Genomic DNA, 22,305 nt, shown 5'->3' with positions numbered 1-22,305 from the left:
CGCTTTCGGTCAACGTAAAGAATGAAGCCAGGTTTTCGTTCTATAAAAAGAAGCGGTGCTGGATCAGACTTCGTCGGGGCTGCGCAGGTTGGTGACTGCGATTCGCTGTTCGCGGCGCTGTTCCTTTTGGGACGGCATCTCGGCGCGGTACACGCCTTGATCACCGACGACCCAGGACAGTGGGCGACGCTCCTTGCCAATCGATTCCTGCAACAGCATCAAGCCTTGCAGGAATGCTTCGGGGCGGGGCGGGCAGCCAGGCACGTAGACGTCCACGGGCAGGAACTTGTCCACCCCTTGAACGACCGAGTAGATGTCGTACATGCCACCGGAGTTGGCGCACGAACCCATGGAGATGACCCACTTCGGTTCGAGCATTTGCTCATAGAGACGCTGGATGATCGGCGCCATCTTGATGAAGCAGGTACCGGCGATAACCATGAAATCCGCCTGGCGCGGTGATGCCCGGATAACTTCGGCGCCAAAGCGGGCGATGTCATGGGGCGCCGTGAAGGCGGTGGTCATTTCCACGTAGCAGCACGAAAGGCCGAAGTTGTACGGCCACAGGGAGTTTTTACGCCCCCAGTTGACCGCGCCACTCAGCACGTCTTCCAGCTTGCCCATGTAGATGTTTTTGTGGACTTGGTCTTCTAACGGGTCGGAAACGGTTTCCCGTTCGCCGATGGGGTACTGCTCGTTAGGAGCATCCGGGTCGATCCTGGTGAGATTGTATTGCATTGCCAAAGCCTCATTGTTTCAGCTTCGCCTGCCGCTTGCGACGAGCTTCCGGAGCCCAGTCAAGGGCGCCCACTCGGAACAGGTAGACAAGACCTGCCAACAGAATTGCTATGAAAACGAGAGCTTCGACGAATCCGGTCCAGCCGCTTTCGCGGACGGACACAGACCATGCAAAGAGAAAGAGGGCTTCGATATCGAAGATCACGAAGAGCATCGCGACCAGATAGAATTTGGCTGAGAGCCGCAAGCGGGCGCCACCTGTAGGCAGCATGCCGGATTCGAACGGTTCGTTTTTGCTGCGGCCCCAGGCTTTTGACCCGAGGAGGCTGGAGACGCCAAGCATGAAGGCGCAAAGGCCCACTACACCGAGGAGGAAAATGGCAAAGCCCCAGTTGTGGGCCATGAGTCCTGTCGCGTCGGTCATGCTGGAAATCCTTAACAGAGAGCAAAGGTCTCTGAGCTCGAAAAAGTAACGATGCAGTGACGATATGTCGCACTGCAATCAATCGCGGTGATTTTATGGCTAAACACCGGGCAAGTAAAATTCCCAGGGCGAAATTATTCGGTGGAATAAGCACATAGTGCACCTTCTTGAGGCTGTAGCCCTTATGCCGTGGGCATTAGCGGGCTTTTCATCAATTATGTTTTGTTTAAGCTGTAACGAAGTTTTCAGGCGCCAAATGATAATGAATATTGTTTGCGTGGGGTTTAAGCGATTGTTTCTCATGTGGCGGGGGAAGTTGCCGTTACTTGCTTGAGTGTCGCTTAGTTGTCGCAACGGTTCTTTTAACCGATTGGATGTGTGCGAATACCGCTCTGGATCAATGTTTTGCGTAAAAAGCACCCGACTCGGTCTCTGTGGGAGCCGGGCTTGCCCGCGATGGCGGTGTGTCAGCAAAAGAATGTGGTGACTGGCACGCCGCCATCGCAGCGATGCGGCGACCCGACAAGCCAGCTCCCACATCTGCTCTGCATTATGTCAGTCAGATTTTTTCAGGCAAAAAAACGCCCCGAACCAGTCGGGGCGTGATTGTTGTGCGGCACTGCGGTTAGGTCTTCCCTGGGGCCGCAGTGGCCGTGTACGCGTTACTTAGTGGAACTGCTCTTCTTCGGTCGAACCGGTCAGCGCGGTCACGGACGAGGTGCCGCCCTGGATCACGGTGGTCATGTCGTCGAAGTAGCCGGTACCCACTTCCTGCTGGTGCGCCACGAAGGTGTAGCCTTTGGCGGCGTCAGCGAATTCCTGCTCCTGCAGCTTCACGTAGGCAGTCATGTCGTTGCGGGCGTAGTCATGCGCCAGGTTGAACATGCTGTGCCACATGTTGTGAATGCCGGCCAGGGTGATGAACTGGTGCTTGTAGCCCATGGCCGACAGCTCGCGCTGGAACTTGGCGATAGTCGCGTCGTCCAGGTTCTTCTTCCAGTTGAAGGAAGGCGAGCAGTTGTAGGACAGCAGTTGGTCTGGGTATTCCTTCTTGATCGCTTCGGCGAAACGACGGGCTTCGTCCAGGTCCGGCTTGGCGGTTTCGCACCAGATCAGGTCGGCGTAGGGGGCATAGGCCAGGCCGCGGGCAATCGCCTGGTCGAGACCGGCGCGTACTTTATAGAAGCCTTCCTGAGTACGTTCGCCGGTGACGAACGGCTGGTCGTACGGGTCGCAGTCCGAGGTCAGCAAGTCTGCCGCGTTGGCGTCGGTACGGGCCAGGATGATGGTCGGAGTACCGGCAACGTCAGCGGCCAGGCGGGCGGCGGTCAGCTTCTGCACAGCTTCCTGGGTCGGCACCAATACCTTGCCACCCATGTGGCCGCATTTCTTCACCGAAGCCAGCTGGTCTTCGAAGTGCACGCCGGCAGCGCCTGCCTCGATCATGCTCTTCATCAACTCGTAGGCGTTGAGTACGCCACCGAAACCGGCTTCGGCGTCAGCCACGATTGGCGCGAAGTAGTCGATGTAGCCTTCGTCACCCGGGTTCTTGCCGGCTTTCCACTGGATCTGGTCGGCACGACGGAACGAGTTGTTGATGCGCTTGACCACGGTTGGAACCGAGTCCACCGGGTACAGCGACTGGTCGGGGTACATGGATTCAGCGGAGTTGTTGTCCGCTGCCACTTGCCAGCCGGACAGGTAGATCGCCTGGATGCCGGCTTTTACCTGTTGGACTGCCTGGCCGCCAGTGAGGGCACCCATGCAGTTGACGAAATCTTTGTCGGGACGGAAGGACGGCTTGGCACCTTGGGTGACCAGCTTCCACAGCTTCTCGGCGCCGAGTTTTGCAAAGGTGTGCTCAGGTTGGACCGAGCCACGCAGGCGGACGACGTCAGCAGCGGAATAAGCGCGGGTCACGCCTTTCCAGCGTGGGTTTTCAGCCCAATCTTTTTCAAGGGCTGCAATTTGCTGTTCGCGTGTCAGTGCCATGGGGAAAAACCTCGTCGCATAGGTCTAGGTGGAAAATTCCATTTGCCAGCCACGTAGAAAGTGCGTGGTGATGGCTGCTCGCTGACCAGAAGCTTGGGTGTTCAAGTCAAGTTCGGCGGGGTAGGCGACGGGATGAACGATTGCCTCAAGGCGGAGTTGAGCAGGTAAGGGCAAACTGCAAACGGTCTTCGGGCGTCGTGGGCCTTTGTACGATTCATCAGTGCGTAGCCGGGTTACCTGGTTAGCTTCCGTCCCTCGGGACAACTTCGTTCCAGTCGCAACCTCGTCCAACGTGCCTTGTGGGCGGTACAGACACGAATCGGCTCAGGTGGGCAACTTGGAGCGGCGATCCGAAGGCCCTTGCCAGGGCCCCTGATTAGCGGGAGCGAGGCCATCATGCCCATGCTTTTTTGGATCGTCAAATGTTTTGTAGTGCTTTTTTCAAGGCACTACATCTTTGGTCTAATACGACTCGCCAGTCAGTTTTTGGTGCTTCAGTTCAGGGTGTCGACCTTGACCCGCACCGTCAGGTCATCGCGGCCCTGAGTAGAGTAGTTGCGGGTTGTAGAAGATTTGTCGGCCTGGGTTTCGCCATTGATGCCAGCCAGGGTAATCCATTCGCCCAAGCGCCCGCTGACGGTTGTGTCGGTGCTTTGCACGTTCACTACATCAGGACGTTCCTGGCTCATACGGTCACGGTTGGTACTGATAGCCAGGTGTACGGTCTCGCCGGTGACGCTGGCGGTGACGTAAAAGCCCTGGGTGACGTTGCGATACTGGGTCTGGTTCTGCAGGCGGCCATAACCATCCTGGTGTGTGGTGGTCAGCGGAACGCTCTGGCCGATCTGAATAAGCGCCGGCACGCCTTCGCTGGCCTGGATCTGCTGGATGCCGCCATCGCGGCTGACGGTGCCATAGCTGATGATGCGGGTCTGGCTGTCGCCGCTGTTCTGCTGGTTGGTTTCGTTGGTGTCGACGGTGATCAGCAGGCGCTTGGCCGGCGTGTCCAGTTGGGAGAGCAGGGTACGCAAGCCCTCGATCTTCGCAGGGTCGGCGTTAACGATAAGCTGGTTGCCGTAGGCGCTGACGGTGCCGTCCTTGCCGATGAAGTTCTGCGCCACGGGCAGCAGGTCGGCGCTGGTGCGGTTGCTCAGGTTGACGACCTCGGTGGCAGCCATGGCCGAAACACTGGCGGTCAGGAGCAGGGCGGTGAGCAAGGTGCGTAGGGACATGTCCGTTATCTCTGCGAGTCATTTGGCTTGATAGTGCCAGTTTGTCGGCCTGAAGGGTCGCAAGTTGAATCGTAGACGGCAAAATGCCCTGGCATGGCAGGGCATTTGCGGTGTTGCTGAAATCGCTATCGCAGGCGACGCGGACTCGGGTCAGCCCTCGCGCTCCATGTCCACATGCGGAATCCCGACTTCAAGAAACTCATCACTGACGATCTTGAAACCCAACCGCTCATAAAACGCCGCCGCATACACCTGCGCACTGAGAAACTGCCGGGTCTGGCCGCGCTTTTCAGCCACCCCAATCACCGCTTCCATCAGCTTGTCGCCCACCTTCAGCCCGCGCCAGTCCTTGAGCACCGACACGCGACCAATCTCGCCGCTGGGCAGCAGGCGTGCGGTACCAATCGGAAAGTCGCCTTCGAATGCGAGGAAATGCATGGCGCCAGCGTCGTCCGCATCCCACTCGAGCTCGGCTGGAACCGATTGCTCGGCGATAAATACCGCTTCACGAATGCGCCGAATCTCGTCGATATCCTTTCGCCAGTCCGCGACACTTACGTGAATCTTATTCATCCGCGAACCCCAGGCTGCCTTGCTTGACCAGTTCGCACAGCAGGTCGCGGCCGTCTTCGTCGGCCAGCCATACGCTGAGGTTTTCGCTGTGCAGTGCGTCGGCCGAGCACACCAGCTTCAGCAGTTCACGCAGCTTGCCGGGCAGGTAACGGCTCTGGCCACTGGCAAACAGCAATACATCGTCGTCGACTTCAGACCAGGCCAGGCGCGCGCTTGGGTTGCGTACCAGAATCGCGCCATCTTGCAGGCTGTTGATGAAGTCTTCTTCGCCCAGTTCTTCACCAGCGACCAGTTCCGGGTAGCGCGGCTCGGTCATGAACTGGCCGAACCAGGTCAGCAACATGCGCTCGTCGCTCATGTGCTCAGCCAGCAGACCCTTGAGGCGGTCCAGAGCGTCGACCTGAATCTGGTGTGGGTCGCTGACCGGCTGGGCGTCGGCGTCGGTGTAGCGCTCTTCGTCAGTCAGGTACTGGCTGAGGAAGTCGGTGAAGTGGGTCAGCACTTCGGCGGCGCTCGGGGCGCGGAAACCCACCGAGTAGGTCATGCAATCGTCTTCGGCAATGCCGAAGTGCGCCAGGCGCGGTGGCAGGTAGAGCATGTCGCCTGGCTCCAGCACCCATTCGGCGCTTTCTTCGAATTCGGCGAGGATGCGCAGGTCAGCGTGTTGCAGCAGCGGGCTTTCGGAGCTGCACATCTGGCCGATCTTCCAGTTGCGCTTGCCCTGGGCTTGCAGCAGGAACACATCGTAGTTATCGAAGTGCGGACCGACGCTGCCGCCGGGCGCGGCGAAGCTGATCATCACATCGTCGATACGCCAGCTTGGCAGGAAACGGAAGTGCTCCAGCAGTTCGGCGACTTCCGGCACGAACTGGTCGACCGCTTGCACCAGCAGGGTCCACTCACGCTCTGGCAGGGCGCTGAAGGCATCTTCGGCGAATGGGCCGCGACGCAGTTCCCACGGGCGCTCGCCGTGTTCGATCACCAGGCGCGATTCGACTTCTTCTTCCAGGGCCAGGCCTGCCAGTTCGTCGGCGTCGATCGGGCTTTCGAAGTCAGGGATGGCCTGACGGATCAGCAGGGGTTTCTTCTGCCAGTAGTCGCGCAGGAATTCCCGTGCCGTGATGCCGCCCAGAAGTTGAAGAGGGATATCAGGATTCATGTGTAACCTATTGAAAAAAAGCACTTTTAAGACTGGAATAAAAACGCCCGGCGCGGCCGGGCGTCTCAAGGGTCTTGCGGTAATCAGATGCGCTTGGCTTGCTCTACAGCGTTGCCGATGTAGTTGGCCGGGGTGAGCAGTTTCAGCTCGGCCTTGGCGGCAGCTGGCATGTCCAGGCCGTCGATGAAAGTCTGCAGCGCTTCAGAGGTGATCCCCTTGCCGCGTGTCAGTTCTTTGAGTTTTTCGTACGGGTTTTCGATGTTGTAGCGACGCATCACGGTCTGGATCGGCTCGGCCAGGACTTCCCAGCAGGCATCCAGGTCAGCGGCGATTTTCTGCTCGTTGAGCTCAAGCTTGCTGATACCTTTGAGGCTGGCTTCGTACGCGATCACGCTGTGGGCAAAGCCGACACCGAGGTTGCGCAGTACGGTGGAGTCGGTCAGGTCGCGCTGCCAGCGAGAGATCGGCAACTTGCTGGCCAGGTGCTGGAACAGCGCGTTGGCGATGCCGAGGTTGCCTTCGGAGTTCTCGAAGTCGATCGGGTTGACCTTGTGCGGCATGGTCGACGAGCCGATTTCACCGGCAATGGTGCGCTGCTTGAAGTAGCCCAGGGAGATGTAGCCCCAGATATCGCGATCGAAGTCGATCAGGATGGTGTTGAAGCGCGCAATCGCGTCGAACAGCTCGGCAATGTAGTCGTGGGGTTCGATCTGCGTGGTGTAAGGGTTGAAGCCCAGACCCAGCTCGTCTTCGATGAAGGCGCGGGCGTTGGCTTCCCAGTCGATCTCGGGGTAGGCCGACAGGTGGGCGTTGTAGTTGCCCACGGCGCCGTTGATCTTGCCCAGCAATGGCACGGCGGCCACTTGAGCGATCTGGCGCTCCAGGCGGTACACCACGTTGGCCAGTTCTTTGCCCAGGGTGGTCGGCGAAGCCGGCTGGCCGTGGGTGCGCGAGAGCATCGGCACATCAGCGAAACGGATCGCCAGTTCACGGATCGCGTTGGCGGTCTGGCGCATCAGCGGCAGCATCACGTCATCACGGCCTTCACGCAGCATCAGGGCGTGGGACAGGTTGTTGATGTCCTCGCTGGTGCAGGCAAAGTGGATGAATTCGCTGACCTGGGCCAGTTCCGGCAGCTTGGCCGCTTGCTCTTTGAGCAGGTACTCGATGGCTTTGACGTCGTGGTTGGTGGTGCGCTCGATCTCTTTCACACGCTCGGCGTGCTCCAGGGAGAAGTTTTCCGCCAGGGTGTTCAATACAGCGTTGGCCTCGGCGGAAAACGCCGGCACTTCGCCGATGGCAGGGTGAGCGGCCAGGCGCTGGAGCCAGCGCACTTCAACCAGTACACGCGCACGGATCAAACCGTATTCGCTGAAAATAGGGCGCAGGGCCTGGGTTTTGCCGGCGTAGCGGCCGTCAACAGGGGAAACCGCAGTGAGCGAAGAGAGCTGCATGGGGTGTTCTCGGACAGTCGGGCAACGAAATGGGGCGCGTATCATACATGAAAAAATCCGCCGGTCCGTTGCCAACTGACCGGCGTATTACGCGTAACGGCTTGAAAATGGCCTGCTGATGCGACTTATTCGTTGCGCATCAACGGGTAAAGCTCTTTGAGCAATTTGCGTCGGCTGATCACCAGTTGCCAGCGATGTCCGCCCAACTGCCGCCACAACCGCGCCGAACGAATGCCGGCCAGGAGCAGCGCGCGGATCTTCGAGGCGTTATTGGGTTGCTGCAGGTTGCGCATGTCGCCGTGGACCTGGATCCGTTGGCGCAAGGTGCTCAAGGTGTCCTGGTAAAGCGCCCCACAGGCCGCGATTACGTTTTCGTGGGCCGGGCCGAAGTGCTCAACCTGAGACTGGATTTGCGGCAGGCGCTTGCCGATGGTTTCCAGCAGGTCGTCGCGCTTGGCTAGCTGCCGTTCCAGGCCGAGCATCGACAGGGCGTAGCGCAACGGCTCGCGCTGCAGGGTGCTTGGGTCGCGTTCGAGGGCGCCGATCAGGGCGCGATAACCTTCGCGCAGGCTCAGGTCGTCGCCGCCGTACACGTCCAGGGTATCCTTCGGATCAACCACTAGCAGGCTGCCGAGCATGCACGTCAGGCCGGCCTCGGTGACCTGGCCGGTCTTGGCGATCTTGTCCACCAGTACGGCGGCCAGGAATACCCCGCCAAGCGCCGTCAATTGCTCCTGGGTCGGGCTCATGCCGGATGGCTCCAGGCTTGCGCAACTTCAATCACGCCGCCGCCCAGGCAGATTTCGCCGTCGTAGAACACCACGGATTGGCCTGGGGTGACCGCGCGTTGCGGGTCATCGAAGGTCGCGCGGTAACCTGTGGCGGTTTTTTCCAGGGTGCACGGCTGGTCGCTCTGGCGATAGCGCACCTTGGCGGTCAGGCGGCGTGGCGTGCTCAGGTCGATCGGGTTGACCCAGTAGATCTCGGAAGCGAGCAGGGCGCCGGAGAACAGCAATGGATGTTCGTTGCCCTGGCCGACCACCAGCACGTTGTTTTCCAGATCCTTGACCAGCACGTACCAAGGCTCTTCACCGGCGTCTTTCAGGCCGCCGATGCCCAGGCCCTGGCGCTGGCCAATGGTGTGGTACATCAGGCCATGGTGACGGCCGATCACTTCGCCGTCAGTGGTCTTGATCTCGCCCGGCTGTGCCGGCAGGTACTGCTTGAGGAAATCGCTGAAGCGGCGCTCGCCGATAAAGCAGATCCCGGTGGAGTCTTTCTTCTTGGCGGTGGCCAGGCCGTGTTGCTCGGCGATCCTGCGCACTTCGGGCTTTTCCAGCTCGCCGACCGGGAACAGGGTCTTGGCGATCTGTTCGCCGCCGACGGCGTGCAGGAAGTAGCTCTGGTCCTTGTTCGGGTCCAGGCCCTTGAGCAATTCGGTGCGGCCATCGATATCGCGACGGCGCACGTAGTGGCCCGTGGCAATCAGGTCGGCGCCAAGCATCATGGCGTAGTCGAGGAACGCCTTGAACTTGATCTCGCGGTTGCACAGGATATCCGGGTTCGGCGTGCGGCCGGCCTTGTATTCGGCCAGGAAGTGCTCGAACACGTTGTCCCAGTACTCGGCGGCGAAGTTGGCGGTGTGCAGCTTGATGCCGATCTTGTCGCACACGGCCTGGGCGTCCGCCAGGTCGTCCATGGCGGTGCAGTATTCGGTTCCATCGTCTTCTTCCCAGTTCTTCATGAACAGGCCTTCCACCTCATAACCCTGCTCCATGAGCAGAACGGCGGAAACGGAAGAATCCACGCCGCCGGACATGCCGACGATGACGCGCTTCTTTTGTGTGTCAGAAGGGGCTGGATCACGCATAGGGTTTCAACGGGTGTCTTGAAAAAGGACGCGATTCTATCAGGCCCGAGCCGCTAAGGCTAAAGAGAAGGGCGGATCAATTCGAGACTGTGCCGGTGGCCGGCCAGATAATCATCGATACAGCGAATGATCAGCTCGCTGCGCCAGTCGTCGCGCACGGTCATCAGCTCGTCACGGGTCAGCCAGCGGGCGCGCAGGATGCCTTCGTCGAGTTGATAGTCCGGGTGATGTTTCAGCGCCTTGGCGATAAAGCATACGCGCTGATAGGTCACGCCATTGCTCGGCGCGGTGTACAGGTAAATGCCGACGATGCCGGTGGCTTCGACATCCCAGCCGGTTTCTTCGAGGGTTTCGCGCACGGCCGCTTCGGTCAGGGTTTCGTTCGGGTCCAGATGGCCGGCGGGCTGGTTGAGCACGGCGCGGCCGCCCTTGAGTTCTTCAACCATCAGGAAGCGGCCGTTGTCTTCGACGATGGTGGCGACGGTGATATGGGGAAGCCAGGTCATTGCAAGCCTCGGTATCGGGAAGGTGACTCGGTCAATGTGGGAGCTGGCTTGCCTGCGATGGCGGTGGGTAAGCTGCACCTGTATGAACTGACAGGCTGTAATCGCAGGCAAGCCAGCTCCCACACTTGATTGGGTTTCTTCAATGAAGTCCCTGCAAACAGAAACCCCGGCACTGGGCCGGGGCTTCTTTGCATCCTTACAACCTTACTTCAACTTGGCAATCGCCGCATTGAGGGTGTTGCTTGGGCGCATGGCCTTGCTGGTCAACTCGGGGTTCGGTGCGTAGTAGCCGCCGATGTCCACGGGCTTGCCCTGTACCGCGTTGAGCTCGGCAACGATGGTTGCTTCGTTCTCGGCCAGGGTTTTTGCCAGTTCGCCGAACTGCGCTTGCAGTGCAGCGTCTTCGGTTTGGGCGGCCAGGGCCTGGGCCCAGTACAGCGCCAGGTAGAAGTGGCTGCCGCGGTTGTCGATGTTGCCGACTTTACGCGATGGCGACTTGTTGTTGTCCAGGAACTGGCCGGTAGCCTGGTCCAGGGTCTTGGACAGTACCAAGGCTTTGGGGTTGTTGTAGGTCACACCCAGGTGCTCAAGGGAAGCGGCCAGGGCCAGGAACTCGCCCAGGGAGTCCCAACGCAGGAAGTTTTCTTCCAGCAGCTGCTGAACGTGCTTGGGCGCCGAACCGCCAGCGCCGGTTTCGAACAGGCCGCCGCCGTTCATCAGCGGCACGATCGACAGCATCTTGGCGCTGGTGCCCAGTTCCATGATCGGGAACAGGTCGGTCAGGTAGTCGCGCAGCACGTTACCGGTCACCGAAATGGTGTCCAGGCCTTTGCGGGTGCGCTCCAGGGTGAACTTCATCGCATCGACCGGGGCCATGATGCGGATGTCCAGGCCTTCGGTGTTGTGGTCTTTCAGGTACGCCTGAACTTTCTCGACCACTACGCCATCGTGAGCGCGCTTGGGGTCCAGCCAGAAAATGGCCGGGGTGTTGCTGGCGCGGGCACGGTTGACGGCGAGCTTGACCCAGTCCTGGATCGGCGCGTCTTTGGTCTGGCACATGCGGAAGATATCGCCGGCCTCGACTTTCTGTTCCATCAGCAGGTTGCCCTGGCTGTCGGTGACGCGAACAACGCCGTCAGCCTTGATCTGGAAGGTCTTGTCGTGGGAACCGTACTCTTCGGCTTTCTTGGCCATCAGGCCAACGTTTGGCACGCTGCCCATGGTGGTCGGGTCGAAGGCGCCATTGGCCTTGCAGTCTTCGATGACTGCCTGGTAAATAGTGGCGTAGCAGCGATCCGGGATCACAGCCTTGGTGTCGTGCAGCTGGCCGTCGGTGCCCCACATCTTGCCGGAGTCACGGATCATGGCTGGCATCGAGGCGTCGACGATCACGTCGCTCGGCACGTGCAGGTTGGTGATGCCTTTGTCGGAGTTGACCATCGCCAGGGCAGGACGAGCGGCGTAGACGGCCTGGATGTCGGCTTCGATCTGCGCTTGCTGGTCGGCCGGCAGGGCCTTGATGCGGGCATACAGGTCGCCGATGCCGTTGTTCAGGTTGAAGCCGATCTGCTCAAGCACGGTAGCGTGCTTGGCCAGGGCATCTTTATAGAACTCGGCAACGATCTGGCCGAACATGATCGGGTCGGAGACCTTCATCATGGTGGCTTTAAGGTGGACCGACAGCAGCACGCCTTGCTTCTTGGCGTCTTCGATTTCAGCGGCGATGAAGCTGCGCAGCGCTTTCTTGCTCAACACGGCGGTGTCGATGATCTCGCCGGCCTGGACGCTGGTCTTTTCTTTCAGGACGGTGGTGGTGCCGTCCTGAGCAACCAGCGCAATTTTGACAGCATCGGCGGCTTCGATCTGTACGGCTTTTTCGCTGCCGTAGAAGTCACCATTGCTCATGTGGGCAATGTGCGACTTGGAGTCGGCAGCCCAGGCGCCCATCTTGTGCGGGTGCTTGCGTGCGTAGTTCTTGACCGACAGCGGCGCGCGGCGGTCGGAGTTGCCTTCGCGCAGTACCGGGTTCACGGCGCTGCCCTTGACCTTGTCGTAACGTGCACGGGTTTCTTTTTCCGCGTCGGTGGTTACGGTTTCCGGGTAGTCCGGCAGGGCGTAGCCCTGGGCCTGCAGTTCCTTGATCGCGGCTTGCAGCTGCGGGGTCGAGGCACTGATGTTAGGCAGCTTGATGATGTTGGCTTCAGGGGTTACGGCCAGGTCGCCCAGTTCGGCGAGGTGGTCCGGGATAGCCTTGGTGCCCAGTTGCTCGGGGAAGCTTGCGAGGATGCGCCCTGCGAGGGAGATGTCGCGGGTTTCAACGGCAATATCAGCGGAAGCGGTGAAGGCCTCTACGATAGGCAACAGTGAATAGGTGGCGAGGGCTGGAGCTTCGTCGGTGAAGGTGTAGATGATCTTCGAGCGGGTGGGCATATTCGGATTAACTCTCTTCTTTGCTGAAAGCGTGCGCAGAAACTCGAGATGCGCCGGGTGGAGCGCGTTCGTTCAAAGTCATCCATGAGCGAAATGTCGAGGTTTCTTCGCGGTGATGTTGGGTTGCATCAGTCGAGCGTCAAGCGTTTGGACTATTGTAATAGTCCTGCTTTCTGGCTGAAGGCTACTGTCTAGAGCGGTCAACCGTCGTGACTCTTTGGTCAGCGGCGGCATTATACATAGGTCGCTATGCTTACGCAGAGCCTTCATACAAAAGGTGTGTCGTCCATTGGTCTAAAGGTCGCAGGTGCTGCGTTACGCCTAAAGTCGCACGTTGTGCTCAAGATTGGCACTTTTCCCTTTGCTTTCAGGCTTGTAGGCGACAATTTATGCTGTTTTCGATGCAAATGAGCATGGCGCGAGGTTTCGGTCGCCATTTATCTGGAGTAGGCTCGAATGCAGCCAGATGTTCAATCCATAGATGGAGTTCAGCATGGGATACAAGAAGATTCAGGTTCCGGCAGTCGGCGACAAAATCACCGTCAATGCAGACCATTCTCTCAATGTTCCTGACCAACCGATCATCCCCTATATCGAAGGTGACGGTATTGGCGTCGACATCAGCCCGGTGATGATCAAGGTAGTCGACGCAGCTGTTGAAAAGGCTTACGGCGGCAAGCGCAAAATCTCGTGGATGGAGGTGTATGCCGGCGAAAAGGCGACCCAGGTCTACGACCAGGACACCTGGTTGCCCCAGGAAACCCTGGACGCGGTCAAGGATTACGTGGTGTCCATCAAGGGCCCGCTGACCACGCCGGTCGGCGGTGGTATTCGCTCGCTGAACGTGGCCCTGCGTCAGCAACTCGACCTGTATGTGTGCCTGCGCCCGGTGCGCTGGTTTGAAGGCGTGCCCAGCCCGGTCAAGAAGCCAGGCGATGTGGACATGACCATCTTCCGTGAGAACTCCGAGGATATTTACGCGGGTATCGAGTGGAAAGCCGGTTCGCCTGAGGCGATCAAGGTGATCAAGTTCCTCAAGGAGGAAATGGGCGTTACCAAGATCCGTTTCGACCAGGATTGCGGGATTGGCGTCAAGCCGGTGTCGAAAGAGGGTACCAAGCGCCTGGCGCGCAAGGCCCTGCAGTATGTAGTCGATAACGACCGCGACTCGCTGACCATTGTGCACAAAGGCAACATCATGAAGTTCACCGAAGGTGCCTTCAAGGAATGGGCCTACGAAGTGGCGGCTGAAGAATTCGGCGCGACGCTGCTCGACGGCGGCCCGTGGATGCAGTTCAAGAACCCCAAGACCGGCAAGAATGTAGTGGTCAAGGATGCGATTGCCGATGCCATGCTCCAGCAGATCCTGCTGCGTCCGGCTGAATATGACGTGATCGCCACGCTCAACCTCAATGGCGACTACTTGTCCGATGCCTTGGCGGCGGAGGTTGGTGGTATTGGTATCGCGCCGGGAGCCAACCTGTCGGACACCGTGGCGATGTTCGAAGCCACTCACGGTACTGCGCCCAAGTATGCGGGCAAGGACCAGGTCAACCCGGGCTCATTGATTCTGTCGGCGGAAATGATGCTGCGTCATATGGGCTGGGTCGAGGCGGCTGACTTGATCATCAAGGGCACCAACGGTGCGATTTCGGCCAAGACCGTGACCTATGACTTTGAGCGCCTGATGGATGGCGCTACGTTGGTGTCGTCGTCGGGCTTTGGTGATGCGCTGATCAAACATATGTAAACAGGCAGAAAAAAACCGGCCATTCTGATGGCTCAGAATGGCCGGTTTGGCTTTCAAGACCTTGCTCAGTGGCTGATCAGGCCAGTTGCTTTTTTGGTTTTCGGGCAGGCGCTTCCGTTTTTGCGGGGGGTGTAGGGGTGACGTGCGAATGGATATTCACGGCATGCATGCCCTTGGGGCCCTGAATTAACTCGAAACAGACAGGCTGACCCGCTTTCAGTGTCTTGTAGCCTTCCATCATTATTGCTGAATAATGCGCAAAAAGGTCTTCAGTCTTGCCGTCTTCATTAATGAAGCCGTACCCCTTGGCATTGTTGAACCACTTGACCTTACCACTAGCCATTCCCATATCCCTCTGCACCAGACTCCATCACTGGAGTATCATCCAGTTTATCCGTCCTAACCCGAATAAATAAGGTTGACTGCGCGGACCTTTTTTACCCACTGTGGGCTCTATTGGTTGTAACACCGATTTGCCGATAGTCAAGGCGACCAGTCGGTCAGAGTTGAAATTCTGACAGCTCGCCCCCACCACTGTAATTGAACCACTGACGAACCTTTCTTTCCATGCATGCAAATAGCCAGATTCGACTAACATTCAATCAGGATCGCCCGGATCAGGAACATGACGACGACGGTTCTGCAGGCATTGCTGTTCAGGAGGCCAAGCCTGCTTTACAGGCACCGCCGATGTACAAGGTGGTTTTGTTCAATGATGACTACACACCGATGGATTTCGTCGTCGAAGTGCTCGAGGTGTTTTTTAACCTGAACCGCGAGTTGGCGACCAAGGTAATGCTGGCCGTTCACACAGAAGGACGGGCAGTATGTGGAGTGTTTACCCGCGACATCGCCGAGACAAAGGCCATGCAGGTCAACCAGTACGCCAGGGAAAGCCAGCATCCGCTACTCTGTGAAATCGAGAAGGACGGTTAACGCCGACCACTTGGGTATGAGGTGAAGCTATGTTAAACCGCGAGCTCGAAGTCACCCTCAATCTTGCCTTCAAGGAGGCTCGTTCGAAGCGTCATGAGTTCATGACCGTCGAGCACCTTTTGCTGGCACTTTTGGATAATGAAGCTGCCGCCACCGTTCTGCGTGCGTGCGGCGCCAACCTCGACAAACTCAAGCATGATCTGCAGGAGTTTATCGACTCCACCACGCCACTGATCCCCGTGCATGACGAGGACCGCGAGACCCAGCCAACCCTGGGCTTCCAGCGGGTATTGCAGCGTGCTGTCTTCCACGTACAGAGCTCCGGTAAGCGTGAGGTCACAGGCGCAAACGTGCTGGTGGCAATTTTCAGCGAACAGGAAAGCCAGGCCGTGTTTCTGCTCAAGCAGCAGAGCGTTGCCCGTATTGATGTCGTCAATTACATCGCCCATGGTATCTCCAAGGTGCCTGGGCACGGCGATCATTCCGAGGGTGAGCAGGATATGCAGGACGACGAGGGCGGTGAGTCTTCTTCTTCAAGCAACCCGCTGGATGCCTATGCCAGCAATCTCAATGAGATGGCGCGACAGGGGCGGATCGATCCGCTGGTCGGGCGTGAAAGCGAGGTCGAGCGTGTAGCGCAGATCCTCGCGCGGCGTCGCAAGAACAACCCGTTGCTGGTGGGTGAGGCGGGCGTGGGTAAAACCGCGATTGCCGAAGGCCTGGCCAAGCGCATTGTCGACAACCAGGTGCCGGACCTGCTGGCCAACAGCGTCGTCTACTCCCTTGACCTGGGCGCATTGCTCGCCGGGACCAAGTACCGTGGCGATTTCGAGAAGCGCTTCAAGGCGCTGCTCGGCGAGCTGAAAAAACGCCCGCAGGCGATCCTGTTCATCGACGAGATCCACACCATCATTGGTGCCGGTGCGGCCTCCGGTGGGGTGATGGACGCCTCCAACCTGCTCAAGCCATTGCTGTCTTCGGGTGATATCCGCTGCATCGGCTCCACCACCTTCCAGGAGTTTCGCGGCATTTTCGAAAAAGACCGTGCCCTGGCGCGTCGCTTCCAGAAAGTCGACGTGTCCGAGCCTTCGGTTGAAGACACCATTGGCATCCTGCGTGGGCTCAAGGGGCGTTTTGAAGCGCACCACGGCATCGAGTACACCGATGAGGCCCTGCGTGCGGCGGCCGAGCTGGCGTCGCGCTACATCAATGACCGGCACATGCCGGACAAGGCCATCGACGTGATCGACGAGGCGGGCGCTTACCAGCGGCTACAGCCGGTCGAGAAGCGTGTGAAACGTATCGATGTGCCTCAGGTCGAGGACATCGTGGCGAAAATCGCGCGGATTCCGCCAAAACACGTCACCAGTTCCGACAAGGAGCTGCTGCGTAACCTGGAGCGCGACCTCAAGCTCACTGTGTTCGGTCAGGATGCGGCGATCGACTCGCTGTCCACTGCGATCAAGTTGTCCCGTGCGGGCCTCAAGTCGCCGGACAAGCCGGTCGGTTCGTTCCTGTTCGCAGGGCCTACCGGTGTCGGCAAGACCGAGGCGGCGCGGCAGTTGGCCAAGGCCATGGGTATCGAGCTGGTCCGTTTCGACATGTCCGAGTACATGGAGCGTCACACCGTGTCGCGCCTGATCGGTGCGCCGCCCGGCTATGTCGGTTTCGACCAGGGCGGCTTGTTGACCGAGGCGATCACCAAGCAGCCGCATTGCGTACTGCTGCTCGATGAGATCGAGAAGGCTCACCCGGAAGTCTTCAACCTGCTGTTGCAGGTCATGGACCACGGGACGCTGACCGATAACAACGGGCGCAAGGCGGACTTCCGTAATGTGATCGTGATCATGACCACCAACGCCGGTGCTGAAACTGCTGCGCGAGCGTCTATCGGCTTCACGCATCAGGATCACTCTTCCGATGCAATGGAAGTGATCAAGAAGAGCTTCACGCCGGAGTTCCGCAACCGTCTGGACACCATTATCCAATTTGGTCGCCTCAGCCATGAGGTTATCAAGAGCGTGGTGGACAAGTTCCTCACCGAGCTTCAGGCGCAGTTGGAAGACAAGCGCGTGCAGCTGGATGTGACGGAAGCGGCTCGCAGTTGGATCGCAGAGGGCGGCTACGATGCGGCAATGGGCGCACGCCCAATGGCGCGTCTGATCCAGGACAAGATCAAGCGGCCGCTGGCCGAAGAGATCCTGTTCGGCGAACTCTCCGATCATGGTGGCGTGGTGCATATCGACCTGAAGGACGGCGAGCTGACCTTCGATTTCGAGACCACGGCAGAAATGGCCTGATCGTTCTGCAACAACACAAAAGGCGCCGAAAGGCGCCTTTTTGCTGACTTGAAATGCAATTCTCAGAACAATGGAGATCCAATGTGGGAGGGGGCTTGCCCCCGATAGCGGTGGTTCAGCAACAAATTAGTTGCCTGACACACTGCTATCGGGGGCAAGCCCCCTCCCACAATTTATGTGTATGCCACCCACACAAAAACGCCCGGCATAACCGGGCGTTTTGTATTGACTTGCTTAGCGAGCGCGGTAAGTGATGCGCCCTTTGCTCAAGTCATAGGGCGTCAGCTCGACGCGCACTTTGTCACCGGTAAGAATACGAATGTAGTTCTTGCGCATCTTGCCGGAGATATGCGCGGTTACGACGTGCCCATTTTCCAACTCCACACGAAACATGGTGTTGGGCAGGGTGTCGACGACAGTGCCTTCCATTTCGAAGCTGTCTTCTTTCGACATGCAGTAAAGCCCTCGGTATCCAGTGAATGGCCCGGTGCAACTGCGCCAGGCAAAAGCGGCGTGCATTGTGCCCGAAAAAGAGGGTTCAAGCCAAGGGGTTCTAGTTAAGTGTGACCCATCTTTGATTAATCAGCAGCTCAATGGGCCGATATTGGGTCTTGTAGTTCATCTTTTTGCAGTTCTTGATCCAGTATCCGAGGTACACCGCTTCCAGTTCCAGGCGCAGTGCTTCACCTATTTGCCAGAGGATCGCAAAGCGCCCGAGGCTGCGGCGTTCCTCTTCGGGTTCATAGAAGGTGTACACCGCCGACAGGCCGTTGGGCAGCAGGTCGGTCACCGCCACGGCCAGCAGCCGTCCATCGAGGCGGAACTCGTAGAAACGCGAGAACGGCAGGTCACGTACCAGGAAGGTGGAAAACTGATCACGGCTGGGCGGGAACATGTCGCCATCGGCATGGCGTTGCTCGATGTAGCGCTGGTAAAGATCGAAATACTCTTCGCTGTACTGCGGCTTGACCGCGTTTACCGTCAGGTCGGCATTGCGTTTAAGGATGCGTTTCTGATTGCGATCGGGCAAAAATTGCGCGGCAGGGATGCGCGCCGGCACACACGCGTTGCAATTCTGGCAGTGAGGTCGATACAGATGATCGCCGCTGCGCCGAAACCCCATCTCCGAGAGGTCGGCGTACACGTGCACGTCCATCGGCTGGCTGGGATCGAGGAACAGCGTGGTGGCCTGCTCGTCGGGCAGATAGCTGCAAGAGTGGGCTTGAGTGGCATAGAACTTCAAGCGCGCCAGCTCGGTCATGATCAACCCTCGGGATAAGCTTTGGAATAAGTGTAAGCCAGGTAGGCGAAAGTCGCCTACGAAACCCACGGTCCAGAGCTGGGTTGGTCCAAATGCTTGCGCAGCAAGTCAGCGAAGTCGCTGCGCGGTATGGCGCGGGCGCCCAGGCTGTGCAGGTGGTCATTGGGCATCTGGCAGTCGATCAGCACGAAGCCCCACGCCTGCAATTGACGGGTCAATGTGGCGAAACCGAATTTCGAGGCGTTGTCGGCGCGGCTGAACATGGATTCGCCAAAAAACAGCTGGCCCATCGCCAGGCCATACAGGCCACCTACCAGTTCGCCCTGGTCCCACACTTCCACGGAGTGGGCGTAGCCGCGCTTGTGCAGCGCCAGGTAGGCGTTCTGGATGCCCTCGGTGATCCAGGTGCCGTCCGCGTAGGCGCGCGGTGCAGCGCAGGCCTGGATGACGGCGGCGAAATCCTGGTCGAACGTCACGGTATAACGCTGTTGGCGCAGCAGTTTGCCGAGGCTGCGGGACACATGCAGTTCGTCGGGGAAGATCACCGTGCGTGGGTCGGGTGACCACCAGAGGATGGGTTGGCCTTCTGAAAACCACGGAAAGCAGCCATGGCGATAGGCCTGGATCAGGCGTTCGGCCGACAGGTCGCCACCAGCGGCGAGCAGGCCATTGGGTTCGCGCATGGCCTTGGCCAGGGGCGGGAAAGTCAGGTTGTCGCGTTGTAACCAGGTCAGCATGGCATCCAGGCTTACGGAAGGGGAGGGGAGTGGCAGACAAGGCATCTGCCGCATAAGCGTTGATTATTGTCGACCCGGCGCCAAGGGGCCAGCCCGATTAAGCCGTGAGGCCGGATTAGCATGAGCGGGTGTTTCTGCAACTCTGCGCATAAGGCGCGGTCGTAATCGGGGCTGGCACATGCCAGCCATTTGCCAAGTTTGCCTGGATTGCCAGATACAGCTCATAAGCCTTTGTCAGCAAAGGCAATGCATGCTCAAATTGAACAGGCTTTGACACTTCGATTGCCAAGGCTGCCAGGTGGAGGGCAAGTGTGTGGCATCGCGCACGCAAACCCGTACAATGCGCCCATTGTGGCGTTATCGCCATTTCACCTATCCGTGACCTGGTGTTAAAAGTAGATTCAGCAACATACGTTCATTTTTCAGCTGCTCGGGATAGGGCAGTCATGTGTAGTCATTCAACAGATGGACGCGCTAAAGGCGCAGGAAAAGACCCGTTTTGAAGAAATCCGCCGCAGCACCTAAAGCAGCAGTCGTACCGGCCTGGCGCCAGCACCTGCATTACCGACTCAAGGAAGGCGCACTGATTGCCATCGGTGCGCTGTGCCTGTTCCTGATGATGGCCTTGCTCACCTATGGCAAGGACGATCCGGGCTGGAGCCATAACAGCAAGATCGACGATGTGCAGAATTTCGGTGGGCCGGTCGGGTCCTACAGCGCCGATATCCTGTTCATGATCCTGGGTTATTTCGCGTACATTTTCCCGCTGCTGCTGGCGATCAAGACCTGGCAGATCTTCCGCCAGCGTCACGAGCCGTGGCAGTGGAGCGGCTGGCTGTTCTCCTGGCGCCTGATCGGCCTGGTGTTCCTGGTGCTGTCCGGCGCGGCGCTGGCGCATATTCACTTCCATGCACCCACCGGTCTGCCGGCGGGTGCGGGCGGGGCGCTGGGCGAAAGCCTCGGTGACCTGGCGCGCCGCACGCTGAATATCCAGGGCAGCACCTTGATGTTCATCGCGCTGTTCCTGTTCGGCCTCACGGTGTTCACCGACCTGTCATGGTTCAAGGTGATGGACGTGACCGGCAAGATCACCCTCGACCTGTTCGAATTGTTCCAGGGCGCTGCCAACCGCTGGTGGGCCGCCCGTGTCGAGCGCAAGCAAATGGTTGCCCAACTGCGTGAGGTGGACACCCGCGTCAATGAGGTGGTGGCCCCGAGCACGCCGGATCGGCGCGAGCAGGCCAAGGTCAAGGAACGCTTGATCGAGCGCGAGCAGGCCCTGAGCAAGCACATGTCGGATCGCGAGAAGCAGGTACCGCCAGTGATCGCTCCGGCACCGCCCAAGGCGCCAGAACCCAGCCATCGCGTACAGAAAGAGAAACAGGCCCCGCTGTTTATCGACAGCGCCGTCGAAGGCACCTTGCCGCCGATCTCGATTCTTGACCCGGCAGAAAAGAAACAGCTCAATTATTCCCCCGAATCCCTGGCGGCCGTCGGCCATCTGCTGGAAATCAAGCTCAAGGAGTTCGGCGTCGAAGTGTCGGTGGATTCGATCCATCCCGGCCCTGTGATTACCCGTTACGAAATCCAGCCGGCCGCCGGTGTAAAAGTCAGCCGCATTTCCAACCTGGCCAAAGACTTGGCCCGTTCCCTGGCCGTGACCAGCGTGCGCGTGGTGGAAGTGATCCCGGGCAAGACCACCGTGGGTATCGAGATTCCCAACGAAGACCGCCAGATCGTGCGTTTCTCCGAAGTGCTGTCGACCCCCGAATACGACAATTTCAAATCGCCGGTCACCCTGGCCCTCGGCCATGACATTGGCGGCAAGCCGGTGATCACCGACCTGGCGAAAATGCCTCACCTGCTGGTAGCCGGTACCACCGGTTCCGGTAAGTCGGTGGGTGTGAACGCAATGATCCTGTCGATCCTGTTCAAGTCCGGGCCGGATGACGCCAAGCTGATCATGATCGACCCGAAGATGTTGGAGCTGTCGATCTACGAGGGCATTCCGCACCTGCTCTGCCCGGTGGTTACCGACATGAAGGACGCCGCCAACGCCCTGCGTTGGAGCGTTGCCGAGATGGAGCGCCGCTACAAGCTGATGGCCAAGATGGGCGTACGTAACCTGTCGGGCTTCAACGCCAAGGTCAAGGAAGCCCAGGACGCCGGCGAACCGCTGACCGACCCGCTGTACAAGCGCGAAAACATTCACGATGAGGCACCGCTGCTGACCAAGCTGCCGACCATCGTGGTGGTGGTCGACGAATTCGCTGACATGATGATGATCGTCGGCAAGAAGGTCGAAGAACTGATCGCGCGTATTGCCCAGAAGGCACGTGCCGCCGGGATTCACTTGATCCTCGCGACTCAGCGCCCGTCGGTGGATGTGATCACCGGCCTGATCAAGGCCAACATCCCCACACGCATGGCGTTCCAGGTATCGAGCAAGATCGACTCACGGACCATCATCGACCAGGGTGGCGCCGAGCAACTGCTGGGCCACGGTGACATGCTCTACATGCCGCCGGGCACCAGCCTGCCGATTCGCGTTCACGGTGCCTTTGTGTCCGATGACGAAGTACACCGCGTGGTCGAAGCCTGGAAACTGCGCGGCGCCCCGGAATACAACGACGACATCCTCGCAGGCGTCGAAGAGGCCGGCAGCGGTTTTGACGGTGGCAGCGGCGGTGGCGACGATGATGCCGAAACCGACGCGCTTTACGATGAGGCCGTGGCCTTCGTGCTGGAAAGCCGTCGCGCCTCTATCTCCGCAGTGCAACGCAAATTGAAAATCGGCTACAACCGCGCTGCCCGCATGATCGAAGCCATGGAACACGCCGGCGTCGTCACTGCAATGAACACCAACGGCTCGCGTGAAATCATCGCCCCCGGGCAGATGCGCGACTGACCCCGGCGCCGCGTGGTAACACGCGGCACCGCCCT

19 protein-coding genes are annotated in these 22,305 nt (G+C 59.1%); 4 read left to right on the top strand and 15 right to left on the bottom strand.

The window, feature by feature from the left end; translation table 11 throughout:
- Nucleotides 1-63: 63 nt before the first annotated feature.
- The 11 genes from PSEBG33_RS11050 to PSEBG33_RS11100 all read right to left on the bottom strand — a co-directional run bounded on the left by PSEBG33_RS11050 (nt 64) and on the right by PSEBG33_RS11100 (nt 12,378).
- Nucleotides 64-738, bottom strand: a complete 675-nt coding sequence (locus PSEBG33_RS11050; RefSeq protein WP_003174719.1) for a NuoB/complex I 20 kDa subunit family protein — start codon at nt 736-738, stop codon at nt 64-66.
- 10 nt (nt 739-748) lie between these two features.
- Complete coding sequence (locus tag PSEBG33_RS11055; protein ID WP_003192109.1) at nt 749-1,162, bottom strand: NADH-quinone oxidoreductase subunit A; 414 nt, start codon at nt 1,160-1,162, stop codon at nt 749-751.
- A 666-nt stretch (nt 1,163-1,828) separates the two neighbouring features.
- Complete coding sequence (gene aceA / locus PSEBG33_RS11060; RefSeq protein ID WP_005789113.1) at nt 1,829-3,154, bottom strand: isocitrate lyase; 1,326 nt, start codon at nt 3,152-3,154, stop codon at nt 1,829-1,831.
- A gap of 494 nt (nt 3,155-3,648) precedes the next feature.
- Nucleotides 3,649-4,386, bottom strand: a complete 738-nt coding sequence (locus PSEBG33_RS11065) for a secretin N-terminal domain-containing protein (RefSeq protein WP_005789111.1) — start codon at nt 4,384-4,386, stop codon at nt 3,649-3,651.
- Between the two features lie 150 nt (nt 4,387-4,536).
- Entirely contained in the window at nt 4,537-4,959 is a 423-nt protein-coding gene (locus PSEBG33_RS11070; RefSeq protein WP_005789110.1) for a GNAT family N-acetyltransferase, read from the bottom strand.
- Complete coding sequence (locus PSEBG33_RS11075) at nt 4,952-6,118, bottom strand: cupin domain-containing protein (protein WP_005789108.1); 1,167 nt, start codon at nt 6,116-6,118, stop codon at nt 4,952-4,954. Before PSEBG33_RS11075 ends, PSEBG33_RS11070 begins: the two co-directional genes overlap by 8 nt.
- A gap of 83 nt (nt 6,119-6,201) precedes the next feature.
- Nucleotides 6,202-7,572, bottom strand: a complete 1,371-nt coding sequence (gene purB, locus PSEBG33_RS11080; RefSeq protein ID WP_005789106.1) for an adenylosuccinate lyase — start codon at nt 7,570-7,572, stop codon at nt 6,202-6,204.
- A gap of 125 nt (nt 7,573-7,697) precedes the next feature.
- Nucleotides 7,698-8,321: a high frequency lysogenization protein HflD gene (hflD, locus tag PSEBG33_RS11085; RefSeq protein WP_005789104.1), complete on the bottom strand. Its 624-nt coding sequence runs from the start codon at nt 8,319-8,321 to the stop codon at nt 7,698-7,700.
- Nucleotides 8,318-9,442 (bottom strand): tRNA 2-thiouridine(34) synthase MnmA, encoded by a 1,125-nt coding sequence (mnmA, locus tag PSEBG33_RS11090; protein WP_005789102.1) that lies wholly within the window; start codon nt 9,440-9,442, stop codon nt 8,318-8,320. Before mnmA ends, hflD begins: the two co-directional genes overlap by 4 nt.
- 59 nt (nt 9,443-9,501) lie before the next feature.
- Complete coding sequence (locus tag PSEBG33_RS11095) at nt 9,502-9,948, bottom strand: NUDIX hydrolase (RefSeq protein WP_005789099.1); 447 nt, start codon at nt 9,946-9,948, stop codon at nt 9,502-9,504.
- A gap of 204 nt (nt 9,949-10,152) precedes the next feature.
- Complete coding sequence (locus PSEBG33_RS11100) at nt 10,153-12,378, bottom strand: NADP-dependent isocitrate dehydrogenase (protein ID WP_005789097.1); 2,226 nt, start codon at nt 12,376-12,378, stop codon at nt 10,153-10,155.
- A gap of 493 nt (nt 12,379-12,871) precedes the next feature.
- Between PSEBG33_RS11100 and icd the strand changes: the two genes are divergently transcribed.
- Nucleotides 12,872-14,128: an NADP-dependent isocitrate dehydrogenase gene (gene icd, locus PSEBG33_RS11105; RefSeq protein WP_005789095.1), complete on the top strand. Its 1,257-nt coding sequence runs from the start codon at nt 12,872-12,874 to the stop codon at nt 14,126-14,128.
- Between the two features lie 76 nt (nt 14,129-14,204).
- Here icd and cspD read toward each other — a convergent pair whose 3' ends face one another.
- Nucleotides 14,205-14,477, bottom strand: coding sequence for a cold shock domain-containing protein CspD (gene cspD, locus PSEBG33_RS11110; protein WP_032803599.1), 273 nt, complete (start codon nt 14,475-14,477; stop codon nt 14,205-14,207).
- A 218-nt stretch (nt 14,478-14,695) separates the two neighbouring features.
- On the opposite strand from cspD, the gene clpS reads away from it, so the two are divergent.
- Together clpS and clpA are read left to right on the top strand one after the other, a co-directional pair.
- On the top strand, nt 14,696-15,064 hold the full coding sequence (clpS, locus tag PSEBG33_RS11115; RefSeq protein WP_005789091.1) for an ATP-dependent Clp protease adapter ClpS: 369 nt from the start codon (nt 14,696-14,698) through the stop codon (nt 15,062-15,064).
- 29 nt (nt 15,065-15,093) lie between these two features.
- Nucleotides 15,094-17,364 carry an ATP-dependent Clp protease ATP-binding subunit ClpA gene (gene clpA / locus PSEBG33_RS11120; protein WP_005789088.1) on the top strand — a complete coding sequence of 757 codons (2,271 nt, stop codon included), beginning with the start codon at nt 15,094-15,096 and terminating at the stop codon, nt 17,362-17,364.
- Nucleotides 17,365-17,598: 234 nt separating this feature from the next.
- Here clpA and infA read toward each other — a convergent pair whose 3' ends face one another.
- From infA to aat, 3 genes are all read right to left on the bottom strand, one after another.
- Nucleotides 17,599-17,817 carry a translation initiation factor IF-1 gene (infA, locus tag PSEBG33_RS11125; protein WP_002553999.1) on the bottom strand — a complete coding sequence of 73 codons (219 nt, stop codon included), beginning with the start codon at nt 17,815-17,817 and terminating at the stop codon, nt 17,599-17,601.
- 100 nt (nt 17,818-17,917) lie between these two features.
- Nucleotides 17,918-18,625: an arginyltransferase gene (locus PSEBG33_RS11130; protein WP_005789087.1), complete on the bottom strand. Its 708-nt coding sequence runs from the start codon at nt 18,623-18,625 to the stop codon at nt 17,918-17,920.
- 56 nt (nt 18,626-18,681) lie between these two features.
- The gene (gene aat, locus PSEBG33_RS11135) at nt 18,682-19,362 is read right to left on the bottom strand and encodes a leucyl/phenylalanyl-tRNA--protein transferase (protein WP_005789086.1); all 681 of its coding nucleotides are present in this window, start codon (nt 19,360-19,362) and stop codon (nt 18,682-18,684) included.
- A gap of 499 nt (nt 19,363-19,861) precedes the next feature.
- Between aat and PSEBG33_RS11140 the strand changes: the two genes are divergently transcribed.
- On the top strand, nt 19,862-22,270 hold the full coding sequence (locus tag PSEBG33_RS11140) for a DNA translocase FtsK (RefSeq protein ID WP_005789085.1): 2,409 nt from the start codon (nt 19,862-19,864) through the stop codon (nt 22,268-22,270).
- Nucleotides 22,271-22,305 lie beyond the last annotated feature (35 nt).

The organism is Pseudomonas synxantha BG33R (assembly GCF_000263715.2).
Lineage (GTDB): Bacteria > Pseudomonadota > Gammaproteobacteria > Pseudomonadales > Pseudomonadaceae > Aquipseudomonas > Aquipseudomonas synxantha_A.
The sequence above is the reverse complement of the archived record's forward strand: the minus strand, read 5'-3'. Positions and strand labels throughout refer to the sequence as shown.

Excerpts from the sequence above, each read along its gene's own strand:
- PSEBG33_RS11055 (WP_003192109.1), bottom strand. The coding sequence starts at position 1,162 with ATGACCGACGCGACAGGACTCATGGCCCACAACTGGGGCTTTGCCATT.
- aceA (WP_005789113.1), bottom strand. The coding sequence starts at position 3,154 with ATGGCACTGACACGCGAACAGCAAATTGCAGCCCTTGAAAAAGATTGG.
- purB (WP_005789106.1), bottom strand. The coding sequence starts at position 7,572 with ATGCAGCTCTCTTCGCTCACTGCGGTTTCCCCTGTTGACGGCCGCTAC.
- icd (WP_005789095.1), top strand. The coding sequence starts at position 12,872 with ATGGGATACAAGAAGATTCAGGTTCCGGCAGTCGGCGACAAAATCACC.
- hflD (WP_005789104.1), bottom strand. The coding sequence starts at position 8,321 with ATGAGCCCGACCCAGGAGCAATTGACGGCGCTTGGCGGGGTATTCCTG.
- PSEBG33_RS11095 (WP_005789099.1), bottom strand. The coding sequence starts at position 9,948 with ATGACCTGGCTTCCCCATATCACCGTCGCCACCATCGTCGAAGACAAC.
- aat (WP_005789086.1), bottom strand. The coding sequence starts at position 19,362 with ATGCTGACCTGGTTACAACGCGACAACCTGACTTTCCCGCCCCTGGCC.
- cspD (WP_032803599.1), bottom strand. The coding sequence starts at position 14,477 with ATGGGAATGGCTAGTGGTAAGGTCAAGTGGTTCAACAATGCCAAGGGG.
- PSEBG33_RS11070 (WP_005789110.1), bottom strand. The coding sequence starts at position 4,959 with ATGAATAAGATTCACGTAAGTGTCGCGGACTGGCGAAAGGATATCGAC.
- PSEBG33_RS11050 (WP_003174719.1), bottom strand. The coding sequence starts at position 738 with ATGCAATACAATCTCACCAGGATCGACCCGGATGCTCCTAACGAGCAG.
- infA (WP_002553999.1), bottom strand. The coding sequence starts at position 17,817 with ATGTCGAAAGAAGACAGCTTCGAAATGGAAGGCACTGTCGTCGACACC.
- PSEBG33_RS11075 (WP_005789108.1), bottom strand. The coding sequence starts at position 6,118 with ATGAATCCTGATATCCCTCTTCAACTTCTGGGCGGCATCACGGCACGG.
- mnmA (WP_005789102.1), bottom strand. The coding sequence starts at position 9,442 with ATGCGTGATCCAGCCCCTTCTGACACACAAAAGAAGCGCGTCATCGTC.
- PSEBG33_RS11065 (WP_005789111.1), bottom strand. The coding sequence starts at position 4,386 with ATGTCCCTACGCACCTTGCTCACCGCCCTGCTCCTGACCGCCAGTGTT.
- clpA (WP_005789088.1), top strand. The coding sequence starts at position 15,094 with ATGTTAAACCGCGAGCTCGAAGTCACCCTCAATCTTGCCTTCAAGGAG.
- PSEBG33_RS11130 (WP_005789087.1), bottom strand. The coding sequence starts at position 18,625 with ATGACCGAGCTGGCGCGCTTGAAGTTCTATGCCACTCAAGCCCACTCT.
- PSEBG33_RS11100 (WP_005789097.1), bottom strand. The coding sequence starts at position 12,378 with ATGCCCACCCGCTCGAAGATCATCTACACCTTCACCGACGAAGCTCCA.
- clpS (WP_005789091.1), top strand. The coding sequence starts at position 14,696 with ATGCATGCAAATAGCCAGATTCGACTAACATTCAATCAGGATCGCCCG.